Below are 15,219 nucleotides of genomic sequence, written 5' to 3'. Positions count from 1 at the left end.
CGCATAACCTCGTCAGTCCAAGGGTATCCCATGCCAGAAACTGAGAGCGGGCATCCGCTTTTATCTCTTCAAAACATAACCAAGATCTTCGGTGATCTGGTTGCCAATGGAAACGTTAATCTGAACCTGCATGCCGGGGAAATCGTTGCGTTGCTGGGTGAGAACGGAGCGGGGAAAACCACGCTCATGAATATCCTGTTCGGTCATTATGTGGCTGATCAAGGACGTGTCATGGTACGCCACTCCTCCGGTATTTTGGTAGATTTGGAGCCCGGTGCTCCTCAGGCGGCCCTTGAAGCGGGGATAGGTATGGTTCATCAGCACTTCACGCTGGCTGAGAACCTGACGGGTCTTGAGAACATCGTTTTGGGCACTGAGAGCCTGTTTTCACGCCGCTTCAGCCGCTCCAAAGCGCGGGCAAAACTGCAGGAGCTGATGCAGAGCTCCGGCCTAGAAGTTGATCTGGATCTGCGCGTCTCCAAGCTCGCTGTTGGTGAAAGACAGCGTGTCGAAATCCTCAAAGCGCTCTACCGCGACGCCCGCATTCTGGTGCTGGACGAACCCACAGCGGTTCTCACACCTCAGGAATCCGACAGTCTTTTCAAAACCTTGAAGCTGCTCGCCGCCAAAGGCATGGCGATCATCTTCATCTCCCACAAGATGGCCGAGGTGCTGGGCGCGTCTGATCGTGTTGCGGTTCTCAGAGGAGGCCGGATTGTTGCTGACCTGCCGACATCGCAGTGTGATCGCCACCAATTGGCTGAGGTGATGGTCGGGCATTCCGTCCAAACCGCAGAACGCAAACCCGGCTATCCGGAAGACGAAGCGCTGGTTTTTGCCGGTGTCAGCGCTGGGGATGGCCGCGAGCAGATCGAGAACGTCAATCTCGCCCTCCGTAAGGGGGAAATCATCGGCCTCGCAGGCGTCTCCGGCAACGGCCAAAGCACCTTGGCTAAGGTCATCTCAGGACTGGAAATCCCTACCTCTGGCTCCGTCCTGCTCAACGGCAAACCGCTCAAGGCCAGTGCTGCGGCTGCCATCAAATCCGGCGTCGCCCGCATCCCGGAAGACCGTCACCACGACGGCATCGTTGGCGCCATGTCGGTAGAGGAAAACCTCGTTCTGGAGGAAATTCGTGGGGCCGCCTACCAACGCTTCGGCCTTCTTCGCTTCAACGAAATTCGCAAGCGCGCTCAGGAGGCTATCAAGGCCTATGACATCCGTTGTTCTGGCCCGCTTGCTGTCTCCCGTTTGCTTTCCGGCGGGAACATCCAAAAAATCGTCCTCGCCAGAACGCTGGATCAGCAACCTGATATCGTCCTTGCCGCCCAGCCCTCCCGCGGGTTGGATGTTGGCGCAACGGCTGATGTGCACCGCCGCCTGCAAGAGGCGCGAGACAGAGGCGCTGGTGTCCTTCTCATCTCTGAAGATCTGGACGAACTCTTCCAGTTATCCGACAGGATTGCCGTGATCCATCGCGGGCATATCTGCGAGCCAATGGAGACGGAAAAGTTGGATAAGAAACAGGTTGGCCTGATGATGGCAGGACATTCCGCAAAAGGGGAACAAGCAGCATGATCCGGTTTGAACCTCGTACCAATGTTTCTTCGCTCTTCGCGTTTGCCCTGCCAATTATCGCAGGAATCACCGCGCTCGTGCTTGCCGCGATCCCCATTGCAGCAGCAGGGGGAGAAGTTTTCGCCGCCTACGGGCACACCTTCAAAGGCGCATTCGGCTCCAAGTTCGCATTCTCTGAGCTTTTGGCCCGCGCAACGCCGCTCATTTTCACGGGTCTGGCCGTAAGTGTCGCCTTTCGTGCCAAGCTCTGGAACATTGGCGCAGAAGGCCAGCTCTATGTGGGCGCACTCGCAGCAGTCGCCATTGGCACCGGCGCAATCTCCGCGCCCGCCTACATCATGATCCCGCTGATTATACTGGCAGGCATGATTGCTGGCGGCACCTTGATGCTCGTCCCAACCCTGCTGAAAACGAAGCTGGGCGCGGATGAAGTGGTCACCACACTGCTACTCAACTTCGTCGTGCTGCTGTTTGTGCAGATGATGCTGGAAGGGCCAATGAAAGATCCCATGGGTATGGGCTGGCCACAGTCAGAACCCATGACCAGCGCCGCCACACTGCCCAAGATGTTCGCCCGCATGCGCATCCACTGGGGCCTCGTGATCGCACTGGCATCAGCCCTGATCATCTACATCATGATGAAGCGTAGCGTCTGGGGTTTTGAAATCCGTGCAACTGGTGAAAACGTCTCTGCCGCAAAACATGCTGGCATTCCGGTCACCTCCACGTTCATCAAAGTCGGCCTGATCTCCGGTGCATTGGCAGGCCTTGCTGGCGTCAGCGAAGTGGCTGGCCTCAAAGGGTACTTGACTGCCGATATCTCCCCGGGCTTCGGTTACACCGGCGTTGTCGTTGCGATGCTTGCAGGTCTCTCACCCGTTGGTGTGGTCGTGGCCGCCATCTTCATTGCAGCAGTCTTTGTGGGGGCAGATAGCATGAGCCGTGCCATGGGCGTGTCCAGCTATATTGCTGATCTTGTAGTCGCCATGTCTTTGATCTGCGTATTGATTTCCAGCCTCTTTGTGCGCTTCAAAATACGCTTTGTCAGGCCTAAAAAGACACCACTTGTCGCCAAAGGGGAGGCATAAGCCATGGAATACATTGATATTCTTCTCTCCGCCAATTTCTGGGCCGCTGCCATCCGCATTGCAACCCCGCTCATCTTTGGTGTATTAGGTGCCTTGGTCTGCGAGCGGGCAGGGGTGCTCAACCTCGGTATTGAGGGCATCTTTGTCGTTGGTGCCATGTGTGGCTGGATGGCTGTTTGGCTCGGCGCGGGCCTCTGGGGCGGCATCCTTATCGCGGCACTGGCCGGGGCCTTCTTCGGCTTGCTTCATGGCATCCTCACGGTGCCGCTGGGCCTATCGCAGCACGTCTCCGGCCTTGGCATAACCATGTTTGCAACCTCGGTCAGCTACTTCACCTACCGTACAGCCCTGCCAAAGGTGTCTAGTCCACCTCGTATTGAGGCGTTCCAACCGCTTGATATTCCGGTTCTTTCAGACCTGCCCTTCATTGGCCCAGCCCTCTTCCAGCAAACCTCCATGACCTTTCTGGCACTCGCCATGGTCTTGCTGGTCAGTTACGTGCTCTATCGCACCCCACTTGGCCTCGCCATCCGCGCGGTGGGTGACAATCCATCCGCTGTTGAAGCGCAGGGTCTTTCGGTATTCGCATTGCGTATCGGGGCAATCATGGCTGGGTCTGCGTTGATGGCGCTGGGCGGTGCCTTCCTCACCATGTCCGCCTTTGATGCCTTCTTCTTTGGCATGATCAACGGACGCGGCTGGATCTGCATTGCACTGGTGGTGTTTGCAAGTTGGAGACCGGGCAAGGCTTTGCTGGGTGCACTGCTGTTTGGCGCGTTTGATGCCTTCCAGATCCGCCTGCAAAACGAGGTCGGCGCGGTGATCCCATCGCAGGTCTTCCTGATGATCCCATATCTGCTATCCATCGTGGCGCTGGTGCTTGTGGCTCGCAAGGCAGACTACCCACGCGCCCTGCTGCAACCTTATTTCCGTGGTCAGCGTTAAGCTGGAAAAGCAAGAAAGGCACCACTCATGTCTCTGGATCTCCTTGTCAAAAACGCAGTTCTGACCACTGGCGAAGCTGGTGTAGATATCGCGGTGAAAAACGGCACAATCACCGCGATTGAAAAGGGCATCACCGCAGAAGCGGAGCGTGTGATTGATGCACAGGGCCAGCTGGTCTCAGCGCCATTTGTTGACCCGCACTTCCATATGGATGCCACCCTTTCTCTTGGCCTGCCAAGAATGAACGAGAGCGGCACCCTGCTGGAAGGCATCAGCCTTTGGGGAGAGCTGAAACCTCTACTCACCATCGATGCGGTTGTCGAGCGTGCCCTGCGTTATTGCGATCTGGCAGTCTCTCAGGGCCTGCTGGCAATCCGGTCTCACGTGGATGTCTGTGATGACCGTCTGCTGGGCGTGGAGGCCCTGCTGGATGTAAAGCAACGCATTGCGCCTTATATCGATTTGCAGTTGGTCGCTTTCCCGCAGGATGGCTTCTACCGCTCACCAACGGCAGAAAATAACCTGCTCCGCGCACTGGATATGGGTGTGGATGTGGTTGGCGGCATCCCGCACTTTGAGCGCACCATGGAAGACGGCGCCCGCTCCGTGAAGGACCTTATGGAAATCGCAGCAAAACGTGGCCTGCGAGTAGACATGCACTGCGATGAATCTGATGATCCACTCTCACGCCACATTGAGACACTGACTTACGAGACACAGCGCTTAGGGCTACAGGGCAGGGTGACTGGATCACACCTCACCTCCATGCATTCCATGGATAACTACTACGTCTCCAAACTGCTGCCTTTGATGGCGGAAGCTGATGTCTGTGCCATTGCCAACCCGTTGATCAACATAATGCTTCAGGGGCGCCACGACACCTACCCAAAACGTCGTGGCCAGACCCGCGTGCGTGAGATGCGCGAACTCGGCATCACCGTTGGTTTCGGTCATGATTGTGTGATGGACCCCTGGTACTCGCTGGGCAACGCAGACATGCTGGAAGTGGCAGGCATGGGCCTGCATGTAGGCCAGCTCTCCAGTCGTGATGACCTCCGCTATTGCTATGAGGCCGTCACCACCAACTCCGCAAAGATCATGGGGCTGGAAGGCTACGGCGTTAAAGTCGGCGGCAACGCAGACTTTGTGTTGCTACAGGCACAAGATGCTATTGAGGCTATCCGCATGAAAGCAACCCGCCTCGCTGTCGTCCGCCGCGGTAAAGTCATCGCCGAAACCGCGCCTCGCATCACCAACCTCTCGCTGGAAGGTCGCCCAAAAACTGTGAATGCCGCGGATTACTCACCAAGCAGCAACGCCTAAAACGGGGACAACTCCGCAAAACCGCGCTTGCGTTGCTATGTGCGTTCATTTGCGTTGAATGCGTTTTTCCTGAGTTCTTTCGTCCCGCAGCACCCTGCGGGGCGGAAAAACTCCCAGTAAATAAAGTTATCCCCCTCTGCGCCACAGCTGGTTATGATGAACCTCTCTGATCAAGCAGGAGGGATGAGCGGTGGAACGCATTCCGGCCCAGAAGTGGTATCGCACCACGAAACTGGCAGATGACATCACGCTGATTGATGAGCCCTACATCAAGCAGTTCTACCGCTGCAACATCTGGCATGTGCGTGGACGCCACAAGGATCTGTTGGTGGACAGCGGCATGGGCGTGGTCAGCCTGCGCGAGCATGTTGCGCTCACCGCTGAAAAGTCCGTCATGGCTGTCGCCAGCCACACCCACTTTGACCATATCGGCTGCCACCACGAGTTTCCGCATCGCTTGATCCATATCGCAGAAGCTGACCTGCTGGCCCATCCAACCCGTCAGAACACGCTGGCTGATCCTTACGCAACTGACGATATCTTCGATGCGCTTCCGCCAGAGCCCTACAAGTCCTCCGAGTACGCCGTCAAACCAGCCCCTGCCAGCCACCTGCTGGAAGATGGCGAAGTGCTCACCACCGGAGATCGACACTTCGAGGTCATCCATACACCCGGCCATTCCCCCGGCGGTATCGCCTTATGGGAGAAGGCGACAGAAACCCTGATCGCAGGAGACATCGTCTATGACGGCCCGCTGGTGACAGACTGCTACCACTCCAACATGGCGGATTACATCAGCAGTATGAAGCGCCTGCTGGACATCCCCGTCCGCACCATCCATGGCGGTCACTTTCCTAGCTTCGACGGCGAACGCCTTCACGAAATCATCTATGCCTTCCTGAAGGAGCATGACAAATAGTGCCAACTCCGTAGTCTTCCCTATAAAATCCAGTCATCTCCTGTGACGCTCAGAACAGCAACCTGCAAAGTCATTGCTTACTCTGGAAGGTGGGAGGGCAGTACGCCCGGGCCGCTGACATCATGGGAGTTGGACAATGACAGCGATTGGTTTGAACAGTTTTGTCTCCGCCGCACACACCATCCCGCAGGATGGCAAGCTCACGGTTGCTGAGGGACAGGTGAAAACCCACTCCAGCACCGCAATCGCTGGCCGGCTCGTCACATGGGTCAAGCAACAGGCCGAAGGCGCTGAGCAAAAGCAAGCAGATCAGGGCGCCTTCCGTCTGGCGCTCACCAACCACTACGGCAAAACGCTGGGCGAAAAAGCCTATCAGGCCGCCTGTCGGGCTTGCGACCAGAATCCTGGCACAAGCCACAGCCTAACATCCCGGCAAGTGCAGGAAGGCGTCACCTTTGCAGAACATCAGGTGCTGAGAAACGAAAGCTCAGCAGTGCGCATCAAGGCCCTCTCTGAAGATGTGAAGCACAATCCGATCAACAATCTGGTTCAAAACAAGGCCCATCAGACGGTTCCTTCGTTTCAAAGTGAGATCATTGAGACCCCGGAGACAAACACCGAACTTCTCGCTGCTCGCGCGGATGGCAAATACACGGAGCGGAACCCTTTCCACGTAGAACGGGAACTGATGGCCCGTCTCAGCACAGAGATTGCCGGGAAGTATGATCCTCTCCTGGCCGAAAATGCCACCTCCAAGGCTTGGGGCAATGAACTGCTGCAGAGTATCTATCGTAATGTGCTGCGAGACCCAAGACCTGTCGAGAAAGGGGAGGCCCTGAGAGTTTCCGAAACACCTCACCCGATGAAGATCGCCGTTGAGCGCTTTGAAAAGCAGGTCTGGAAATACGCAGAACAAAGCTTCCTGCACTCTCTGCCAGAAAATGCAGAAGTCGCCATCCATGATCTGTCACGACAGCTGAACTGGGAGAATTTCCCCGCACTGGCCGAGCAGCACGGCGTCCCCGGCATTGGTTGGGACAGCGAGGCGACAGGCACCTACTTTACGGCCAATATCCCGCCAATCCGCGATCTCGCGATTGAGCGGCTCATTGAGAAGCGGGAGGATGAGACGTTCCTGAGCTCCGTCACGGTCGAGAGTTTCAACGATATCATTGAGGATGCGTTGAGCGAGCTGAAATCACCGCAACAAAAACACGCCAGCCCACCAGCTGCCGACCACACCAGCAACACCACAAAGCACGTCCGCTGGGTCTAAGCCGATAAGCTCAGCCTGAGGAGCTCGTCTCCTCAGGCACCCACGAGATGACATAGCGTGGCAGATCCGGAAACGGTCCTTTACCACGTTCCTCACAGGAGAGCTGCTCAAACCGCCCCGCCGTGCCAAGCGCCTCACACCCGCATTCCCAGTTCGCCAGCCAGATCCCCAAGGCCACCATGGCATAGTACCGTGAATGCGTCGCCGCACAAAAATCCACCCGCCGTATCCTCGCATTCTCCGCAAGCACGACACCCCGTGTCGGCTGTGCATTGTAGGAGGAGGGCGACCATTGGCACACCTCATAGCATCGCCCGAAATCCCGATAGGGCCGTGCGTTCGTGTTCAGCGGCTTGGTGAAACCAGTATCTGCAAAGAACAAGTCCTGCACATCCAGCCGATGCCGCTGTGTCTTCTGAATGAACCGGATCGCCAGCGGGGTGTAGCGGGAGCGATACCCAAACCCGCAAACGCAGATGATGTGATCCTTCTTAGGATCAAACCGGGCGCCCAGATGTTTGATGATGCTCTTGTGGTCCGCTCCCGGCCCAATCCAGCAGGTTGCCAGCCCTTGCCGTGTGGCCTCGATCACCACCTTCTGCAAACTACGCCCCACATCCACCACCGCCATCTCATGATACTCACGCGGTGCAATAGCCACCAAAAACTCATGCGTCCCAACTGCAGGCCAAACAACCAGCGGATTGTCGACATACTCAAAGCGAATGGGGTGAGGGCCCAGACAATGCTCTGGCTTGCTAGTCCACTCTGCCGCTGAAAGCACCATTTGGCGATGCTCTTCGCTCATAAGCCGCTTTTGAAAGGACCGGCACGAGACCCGCGTCCGCAGCAACTCAAATGCATCCAGATGCTCAAGGCTGGTTGGCAGTGGCTCTTCCGGGTGAAAGCCATACCGAACTGTCACCACATCGAAGATCAGATTGAAAAACAACAGCGCCGCAAGAACAATCGGCGAATCCACCAACAGAAATGACCAGCACCCGACCAGCGCACCGATCCCAGCCAACACCAGCAACAGCACCACAACCACCAGATTGGGCAGGTACTGCAGCCAGCTGGTCCACTGCAGCCACATCTTCACCCGCCACCACCACCTGGTTTCAAACCAGGCCTCGTTAGGAGTGCGCGTCTCTTGAGGAGGTGTTTCGTTCATGCACGTGTTCCGCAATCAGACCAGAGGAGGCTCACTGCAAAACATCTTAAGCGAGGCGTGTTCCTGAAACGTAACCAAGCATCAGGAACAGGATAGAGTATCAGCCAACCGCCTTGGCTGTTTTCGCTGGGCGGTAAAGGAACCGGTTGAATGCGTCCTCCGGCATCATCTGGATCAAGCGACCAATCAGCGCCATCGCTGCAACGCAGAACACAAAGCGCCCAACCAATGCGCCGGACCAGTGCGCGCCAAACGCCATCATCACCAGCGGATCCTCAATCAACCCATGGCAGATGCCCATGAAGGAGAGCGACAACACAACATCGCGAGAGGATAACTTGCCTTCCTGCGCTTCTTTGATGATGAGACCACCACCGTAAGAAAGCCCAAGCAAAACACCAACCATGGTGATCGGCGTTGCCGCCTTGCTGATGCCCATGAGGCGCAGCAACGGAGAGAGCAGCCAGCCAATCAGGTCGGTGATCTTCATCAGTTCCAGCAGTTTCAGGAAGATGATCAGCCCCATGATAATCCAGAACATGGTGAAGAGCAGAGACGCACTGGAATAGCCCCATTGCAGCCATGTCTCTTCAATCGTTGGTGCGAAAGGCAGCCAGTCAAGCTGGATCGGCTGCTGCAGCCAGCCACCCGCAGAGTAAATCAGGTTCAGCACCATGCCGTAGGTGATGCCCACCACGAAACGCAGGCTGGAGGAAAACACAAAGCTGATCCCGGCACGGCGGGAAATACTCTGCTCCAGTGGCAATGCATGGGCGATCAGCACCACAGAAAGCAGCACGGTCACATCAGCAACACTCAGCGACACCAGTGGCAAAATGGTCAGCATCACAGCCACGGCAGAATAGGTGCTCACCAGCAAGCCAACAGCAAGCACAAGCCCCGTCGCAGCAGGCAGTCCCATCAGGCCCATCAATGGTTCAAGCGCAACGCCAAGATAATCAACCAGCCCTAATTCCATCAGAATGCGCACAAGGATCATCACGGGAACCATGGTCTTGACCATAATCCAGAACAGACCGACGGAGTCTCTTGCAATCTTTTGACAAGCGGCGGTGAAGCTTTTCATTTTTTGACAAACCAATGCTGCGCGCGCTTCGTCTTGCTCAAAGCACTGCGAGTGAACGGAGGTTGGGAAAATCAAAAGGGTCGGCCCTTGCTGCATTGCCCAGCAAAACTACTAGGATATTTCAGGTTTTGAGGAAATAGTATTTTACTCAACCCACCCACTTTAAATTCTCAAAGGAACGTTTGTGCGCGGGGGAAGACCTGTGCAGTTTCCGGCCTGGTCTTTCAGACAGACCAATGCGAATTGTCTCGCTGTAACTCTTGCTTTTGTCACCTCCGGTTCTGCTTTGCTTAACTAACGAAAGACCTCTTCCTTTTGAGCCTGCCTGTTTTGCCTTAGCGTTTTTTGAAAGAGCAAAAGCAGGTGAAAAAAAATGGCCGGAAAAACCCTGAAGACCTTTAAGAACCTTTCTGATTTCCGCAGTGGCTTCTCTGATCTCAAACAGAAGATGGACCACAAACACGGCATCCACCTGCTGGACATTACCAAGTTTGACAAGGAGTTGGGCAATAAGACCTTTCTTGAAAAAAGCTATGAGGCAGCCGTTGAGGACTCCCCAAAAGTCTCCAAAATCTCTGAAGCGCATGGAAAGCTGACACGGCTCAAAAACTCACTGGAGCGCGAAAGCAGCGGTTTTGAGGACCTCGACAAGCTTTATAACAAGCTGGTCGCTCAGCTGAATGAGGCAAGCAAGAAAAACAAAGGCGACGTCAAAAAGCTCAGTGAAGACAAAGAGTATGATGAAGCCCAAGCCAACCTCCTAAAGCTTGCCCCCCATTGGAAAAAAGCTAGCAAAAAACGGAATGACTTCCGGAAAGCCGAACGCGAACTCGCCGCTCTCGACAAAAAACTCACGGAAATCAAAGCCGAAGCCTCAAAGAAATGCCCTGTTGAAGTGAAACGAGACTCCAAGAAACTCCTGTTGCTTATCGCAGGCGACAAGGTGGTCGAATACTCTTTGAAACACACAAAGTAGACTTCACCTCAGGCACCACTCCCCGGGTTACTTCAGCACAGGCCGCAAAAATTGGCGGTCATACCGGCGGATGCACTGTGTCTCTTCAGCATAGGCAAAGGCCTTCTGGCAGTCTTCGTCTTCCATGCTGTCTTTGCGATACTGCTCATAGGCTGCGAGCGATGGAAACGAGAACAAAGCCAACGCCAAATCATTCGCGCTTTCATGGGGCAGAAAATACCCGTGATGCTGGCCACCAAACTTCTCAACCAACGGAATCCAAAGCCGGGCATAATGCTCAAACTCAGCAACCTTTGCCGGGTTCAACTCATAATGCACATAACAAGTAATCATAGCCGCACGAGCCCCTTTAAACCTAAGCCATAACAAGTGGGCGCAGTCTTATATCAGAGCGGGTATTCCGGCAAGGTTGTGCCTGAAGTTGTAATTTGCTTCTAACGAGCATTTAGCGCCGTCGCCATGTTGTGCCTCTCATTTTTTGTGGTATCCATGCCGTCGATTTTCGGCATGTCAGAAGCTCAGTAGCGCTCATTTTGAAGCAACCAAAATTGGCGAATTCAAGAGCACTGGCTTTGTCGTAAACGTGAAGCGATCAAATCATAAGAAGTGTCACCCAAACAACGAAAGCTCTGCTTTATGAAAATGAAATCTGCGCCTCTTGTGCTGGCCTCAATCGCAATGCTCAGCCTTCTGGGCGCTTGTGGCTCAAGCGAACAAAGTAAGCGCGCCTTTATCTCTTTCAAAGCGTACGGTTCATGCTTGAAAGAGATCAAACCAAATGCACCTCAGGGGTTTCGTGCTGACGCTGGCCGTAGCGAAACATTTGAGTTTGATATCTATCGCCCAAAAGCAAAGTTAAGCTCTCGTGAGACAGCAAAAATGCGGGCTTGCTACAATCGGCGCAACAAGTGAGTGAGGATGCATCCAGAGCCCGCATAGATAAAGTGGCATGGGTGTAACTTGGTGAGAGCATGAAGAAAGACTGCTTTGGGCTCTCACTCACGATTGTCATGCTTGCCTTTAAACTCTGACTTCAATAACTGGCAGATTTGAGTTGCGGTTCAATTCGGAACTCTCCAGCAGCGCCAAACTGAACAAACCAGCTTGGGTTGGCTGAAATTAATTCAGTTATTCACGGTTTTAGGCGGGCGTGGTCCAGTTCGCGTTGCCTCTCATAAAGTCAAAGCCTTTCAGCTCCTTACTCCATAAAAATGGCCAACAATGACTGCTTCTCATCCCCTATCTGACAGAGTTGTTACTCAGGTGTCATGAGCGCTGTGATGAATAAAACAGGGGCGTTTCTGACTTAGCGTTAGCCTAATCCCATTACAAAAGAAACCAGCAGAATGGGATGGACACTATGACTTCAGTTAGCTTGAGCAATTTTCAGAATATCGCGGTTGATTCAGCGCCTTCTCAAAAGCTGACGGTTGCGGATGGGAATGTGCAAACCCGTCAGGCAAGCACGTCTATTCAGGGTCGTTTTGTCTCCTGGCTTGCTCTGCAAGGCAATTTAGATACTCAAAAAGCAGCAGATCAGGGGGCGTTCCGCACTGCACTCCTGGACAAATATGGCGAAACGCTTGGAACACAAGCGTACGATCAGGCCTGCAACGCCTGCGGTTTCTCAGCTGGCCAAAACCACAGCCTGACATCAAAGCAGGTCGTAACCGGTGTTCACTATGCAGACGAAAAGTTGAATAGCGATCCACTTGCGCCATTCGTTTCCAAAGTTGAAGTAAAAGCAGCAGAACCGGAAAACCATGACGTGGCCTCTGTGCTTCCGGCAAACTTGCTGGAAGGGAACTTCTCCGTCCCTGATAATGAGATCAGGCAGGCAGCCGTGGATACCCTCGATGTGATCACACAGTTTATCTCAGAAAAGTACACCCCTGAGATTGCAGAGGTCGTGGAAGGCCGAGTTGTAGAAGCAGGATTGTTTGATGAGCTCCTTGCTGAACAGGTCGATCCAAACAACAGCGTTGAACTGCGCGAGACCATCAGTATCTTCATTGATGCGATCTGGGAAGAAGCAAAGAAAGTTCACATCGAGTCTATCCTGTAAATGATCAGGAAAAGCGCCGAACCTTAGTCGCCTGCCTTTGCTAAGCTCCTAAGCCAACAAAGCAAAAAAGAAGCGCCTGCTAGGTGGGCAGGCGCTTACAAACCCCGGGCAAGGGATAGTTTTAACGATGACCGCTGCTCTTACTCGGCAGCTTGTTTAACTTCTAAAAGGCCAAAGAGATTGCGCGGATCAGCCGGTTCAGCAATCATCTCAAGGTCCTGAGTTGTTTCGTCCTGCTTCACAAGATCATAGATGTAGCGCAAGCCGGAAAAGTCCTCGATGGCAAAACCTACGGAGTCGAACAAGGTGATGTCCCGCTCTGTGGTGCGGCCCTCAGCAGCGCCCGTAATCACTTCCCAAAGCTCAACAACCGGATAGTCATCATCCAGCTGCTGGATCTCACCTTCAATGCGGGTCTGTTCCGGATACTCAACGAAGATCTTAGAGCGCAGCAAAATGTCCTTGTGCAGCTCGGTCTTGCCGGGGCAGTCACCACCAATGGCATTGATGTGCACGCCAGCTCCAACCATGTTGTCGGTCAAAATGGTGGCCTGCTGCTTATCAGCGGTCACTGTGGTGATGATATCCGCACCTGTGATCGCTTCTTCAGAGCTGCGGCAGATGGTGATGGTAAAGCCTTTACCGTCAAGGTTTGCAGCACACTTCTCTGTTGCTTCCGCATCCGTATCAAACAGACGCAAGTTGGTAATGCCCATCACCGCCTTAAACGCCAGAGCCTGAAATTCAGACTGAGCTCCATTGCCGATGATCGCCATGGTCGTGGAATCTGCTCGCGCCAGATGCTTTGCCGCCATAACAGAAGTCGCTGCAGTACGCAGGGCAGTCAGAACGGTCATCTCGGAGAGGAAGAACGGGTAGCCCGTGTCCACATCAGCAAGCATGCCAAACGCAGTCACAGTCTGCTTACCTTCCTTGGTGTTTTTCGGATGACCGTTCACATACTTGAAGCTGTAGAGCTCCCCATCGCTGGTCGGCATCAGTTCGATAACGCCAACTTTGGAATGGCTTGCAACACGAGGTGTTTTGTCAAACAGAGTCCAGCGGCGGTAATCTTCCTCCACATACTCGGTCATGCCTTTCAAGACAGTCTCGACACCGTGTTTGTTGACCAAATCCAAAATTTTAGAAACGCTTACGAACTGGACCATATGGGACTTCCTAAAGTTTTTATTATGTTGCTTGAGGTCAGGCGCGAGTTGGATGGTCCAGCACCTGCTTGCCAAACAAGCTGGAAACCAGATCCGCCATCAAAGTCGCTGTCCGGCCACGCACATCCAGGAATGGGTTCAGCTCAACCAGATCCACAGAGGTGACCAACTGACTGTCGCAGAGCATCTCCATAATCAGATGCGCTTCACGGAAGGTCGCACCGCCTGGAACAGTCGTGCCCACTGCTGGTGCAATGTCCGGGTCCAGAAAGTCCACATCAAAGCTCAGGTGCAGACGGCCATTGGCGGCCTTCACACGCTCCAGAAATTCATTGATTGGCTTGACGACACCGTTCTCATCAATCCGGCGCATGTCATAGGTCTCAATGCCGGTTTTCTGCAGGGCAGCCCGCTCCGCATTGTCGACGGACCGCAAGCCCATCATGCAGATATTTTCTGGCTTGATCGATGTGTTCAGCTCCGGATAATACCCCTCAAAACCGGAGAGACCACAAAAGTAAGCCGCGGGCGTGCCGTGCAGATTGCCGCTGGTCGTTGTGCTGAGATTATGGAAATCAGGATGCGCATCCAGCCAGAGCACAAACTGCTCTTCACCAGCTTCTGCCGCCGCATGGGCAATACCGCTGACAGTTCCAGCTGCCATGGAATGATCGCCACCAAGGAAGACCGGGAGATGACCTTCACGGACTTCCGCCAAAGCCACGTCATGGAGCTTCTCAGTCCAGCTGATTGTCTCACTCAAATGGTGGACAGCGCCGTTGGAATGAACCCGATCCCGACTTGCCTCTGGTAAAATGTTGCCCCGGTCTATAACGGAGTAGCCCAGTGCTTCCAGGGAGTCTTGCAGTCCGGCAGTTCGCAGAGCATCCGGGCCCATCAAACAGCCCTGAATGTTGGTTCCTGTCTGTACAGGTGCCCCGACGAGCACAACGGTATTCTTCATTCCCACTTCCCGATTAAATCCGATATGGGGTATTATCCTTGTGGAAGTGGCGGTAAAAAGCTGGCATTGTGATCAAAATGGTGGTCGCATTGGCCAGATTGGTAAGTAAGGTTACGCACTTTGGATGAGATAGATCAAAAAATCATCGCGATACTACGTAGAAATGCGCGTGCGAGTGTTTCTGATCTTGCCCTTGAGCTGAAGATTTCTCGCTCGACTGTGCGCTCACGTATGGAGCGTTTGAAGTCCATCGGCGACATTCTCGGCTACACAGTCGTGCTGCGGGGCGATGTCTTTGAACAACCTGTTCGTGGCATTATGATGATCAAGATCGAGGGCAAAGGCACCCAGCGCATCGTCGATCATCTGAACAAGATGACCGAGGTCACTGCCTTGCACACAACAAACGGCAAGTGGGATCTGATCCTGGAGCTGGGAACCGACACGCTGGTCCACTTCGATGATGTGCTGCGCCGTATCCGTCTGATTGACGGCATCTCAGCCAGTGAAACCAACCTGCTCCTCTCCACCAAACGCACCAACGAAGCCCGCCGCAACGTGATGCTGGATTGAGGGCAGAGAACAGCGTATCTCCGAAAAGTGGAAACCGGTTTTCGGATAAAGATATGCAAAAAACAAAGACCAAAGCAGTTCA

The 15,219-nt window shown here is 54.2% G+C and carries 14 protein-coding genes; 9 read left to right on the top strand and 5 right to left on the bottom strand.

The genetic code is table 11. From position 1 onward, the window contains the following. Positions 1-30: 30 nt before the first annotated feature. From PsAD5_RS25650 to PsAD5_RS25625, 6 genes are all read left to right on the top strand, one after another. On the top strand, positions 31-1,578 hold the full coding sequence (locus PsAD5_RS25650) for an ABC transporter ATP-binding protein (RefSeq protein WP_063294185.1): 1,548 nt from the start codon (positions 31-33) through the stop codon (positions 1,576-1,578). Further along, positions 1,575-2,666, top strand: coding sequence for an ABC transporter permease (locus PsAD5_RS25645; protein WP_063294184.1), 1,092 nt, complete (start codon positions 1,575-1,577; stop codon positions 2,664-2,666). The genes PsAD5_RS25650 and PsAD5_RS25645 overlap by 4 nt, the downstream gene beginning before the upstream one ends. 3 nt (positions 2,667-2,669) lie before the next feature. After that, a complete protein-coding gene (locus PsAD5_RS25640; RefSeq protein ID WP_063294183.1) occupies positions 2,670-3,611 on the top strand; it encodes an ABC transporter permease in 942 nt (313 codons plus the stop codon). A 27-nt stretch (positions 3,612-3,638) separates the two neighbouring features. After that, positions 3,639-4,934, top strand: a complete 1,296-nt coding sequence (locus PsAD5_RS25635) for an amidohydrolase family protein (protein WP_063294182.1) — start codon at positions 3,639-3,641, stop codon at positions 4,932-4,934. A gap of 190 nt (positions 4,935-5,124) precedes the next feature. Then, positions 5,125-5,853, top strand: coding sequence for an MBL fold metallo-hydrolase (locus PsAD5_RS25630; protein ID WP_063294181.1), 729 nt, complete (start codon positions 5,125-5,127; stop codon positions 5,851-5,853). Between the two features lie 136 nt (positions 5,854-5,989). Further along, a complete protein-coding gene (locus PsAD5_RS25625) occupies positions 5,990-7,129 on the top strand; it encodes a hypothetical protein (protein ID WP_208988840.1) in 1,140 nt (379 codons plus the stop codon). A 10-nt stretch (positions 7,130-7,139) separates the two neighbouring features. Here PsAD5_RS25625 and PsAD5_RS25620 read toward each other — a convergent pair whose 3' ends face one another. Both PsAD5_RS25620 and PsAD5_RS25615 read right to left on the bottom strand, forming a co-directional pair. Beyond that, entirely contained in the window at positions 7,140-8,303 is a 1,164-nt protein-coding gene (locus PsAD5_RS25620; protein ID WP_063294180.1) for a nitroreductase family protein, read from the bottom strand. A gap of 100 nt (positions 8,304-8,403) precedes the next feature. Then, positions 8,404-9,390 carry a nucleoside recognition protein gene (locus tag PsAD5_RS25615; protein WP_208988839.1) on the bottom strand — a complete coding sequence of 329 codons (987 nt, stop codon included), beginning with the start codon at positions 9,388-9,390 and terminating at the stop codon, positions 8,404-8,406. A gap of 373 nt (positions 9,391-9,763) precedes the next feature. Between PsAD5_RS25615 and PsAD5_RS25610 the strand changes: the two genes are divergently transcribed. Further along, a complete protein-coding gene (locus PsAD5_RS25610; protein WP_063294179.1) occupies positions 9,764-10,366 on the top strand; it encodes a hypothetical protein in 603 nt (200 codons plus the stop codon). A 27-nt stretch (positions 10,367-10,393) separates the two neighbouring features. Here the strand turns inward: PsAD5_RS25610 and PsAD5_RS25605 are convergent, their stop codons facing one another. After that, positions 10,394-10,699 carry an NIPSNAP family protein gene (locus PsAD5_RS25605; RefSeq protein ID WP_057461598.1) on the bottom strand — a complete coding sequence of 102 codons (306 nt, stop codon included), beginning with the start codon at positions 10,697-10,699 and terminating at the stop codon, positions 10,394-10,396. Positions 10,700-11,726: 1,027 nt separating this feature from the next. Between PsAD5_RS25605 and PsAD5_RS25595 the strand changes: the two genes are divergently transcribed. Beyond that, entirely contained in the window at positions 11,727-12,431 is a 705-nt protein-coding gene (locus PsAD5_RS25595; protein ID WP_063294384.1) for a hypothetical protein, read from the top strand. A gap of 140 nt (positions 12,432-12,571) precedes the next feature. Here PsAD5_RS25595 and PsAD5_RS25590 read toward each other — a convergent pair whose 3' ends face one another. Further along, positions 12,572-13,600, bottom strand: coding sequence for an ornithine cyclodeaminase (locus PsAD5_RS25590; protein ID WP_063294178.1), 1,029 nt, complete (start codon positions 13,598-13,600; stop codon positions 12,572-12,574). A gap of 37 nt (positions 13,601-13,637) precedes the next feature. Continuing rightward, the gene (gene rocF / locus PsAD5_RS25585) at positions 13,638-14,564 is read right to left on the bottom strand and encodes an arginase (RefSeq protein WP_063294177.1); all 927 of its coding nucleotides are present in this window, start codon (positions 14,562-14,564) and stop codon (positions 13,638-13,640) included. A gap of 120 nt (positions 14,565-14,684) precedes the next feature. Between rocF and PsAD5_RS25580 the strand changes: the two genes are divergently transcribed. Next, the gene (locus tag PsAD5_RS25580; protein ID WP_057461604.1) at positions 14,685-15,137 is read left to right on the top strand and encodes an Lrp/AsnC family transcriptional regulator; all 453 of its coding nucleotides are present in this window, start codon (positions 14,685-14,687) and stop codon (positions 15,135-15,137) included. Positions 15,138-15,219 lie beyond the last annotated feature (82 nt).

Source organism: Pseudovibrio sp. Ad5 (genome assembly GCF_001623095.1).
Lineage (GTDB): Bacteria > Pseudomonadota > Alphaproteobacteria > Rhizobiales > Stappiaceae > Pseudovibrio.
This window is presented reverse-complemented; position numbering and strand designations above follow the sequence as displayed.

Bases quoted from the DNA above. Each gene is read 5' to 3' on its own strand.
- PsAD5_RS25595 (WP_063294384.1), top strand. From the start codon at position 11,727: ATGACTTCAGTTAGCTTGAGCAATTTTCAGAATATCGCGGTTGATTCA.
- PsAD5_RS25650 (WP_063294185.1), top strand. From the start codon at position 31: ATGCCAGAAACTGAGAGCGGGCATCCGCTTTTATCTCTTCAAAACATA.
- PsAD5_RS25635 (WP_063294182.1), top strand. From the start codon at position 3,639: ATGTCTCTGGATCTCCTTGTCAAAAACGCAGTTCTGACCACTGGCGAA.
- PsAD5_RS25640 (WP_063294183.1), top strand. From the start codon at position 2,670: ATGGAATACATTGATATTCTTCTCTCCGCCAATTTCTGGGCCGCTGCC.
- PsAD5_RS25645 (WP_063294184.1), top strand. From the start codon at position 1,575: ATGATCCGGTTTGAACCTCGTACCAATGTTTCTTCGCTCTTCGCGTTT.
- PsAD5_RS25615 (WP_208988839.1), bottom strand. From the start codon at position 9,390: ATGAAAAGCTTCACCGCCGCTTGTCAAAAGATTGCAAGAGACTCCGTC.
- PsAD5_RS25625 (WP_208988840.1), top strand. From the start codon at position 5,990: ATGACAGCGATTGGTTTGAACAGTTTTGTCTCCGCCGCACACACCATC.
- PsAD5_RS25590 (WP_063294178.1), bottom strand. From the start codon at position 13,600: ATGGTCCAGTTCGTAAGCGTTTCTAAAATTTTGGATTTGGTCAACAAA.
- PsAD5_RS25605 (WP_057461598.1), bottom strand. From the start codon at position 10,699: ATGATTACTTGTTATGTGCATTATGAGTTGAACCCGGCAAAGGTTGCT.
- PsAD5_RS25610 (WP_063294179.1), top strand. From the start codon at position 9,764: ATGGCCGGAAAAACCCTGAAGACCTTTAAGAACCTTTCTGATTTCCGC.
- rocF (WP_063294177.1), bottom strand. From the start codon at position 14,564: ATGAAGAATACCGTTGTGCTCGTCGGGGCACCTGTACAGACAGGAACC.
- PsAD5_RS25620 (WP_063294180.1), bottom strand. From the start codon at position 8,303: ATGAACGAAACACCTCCTCAAGAGACGCGCACTCCTAACGAGGCCTGG.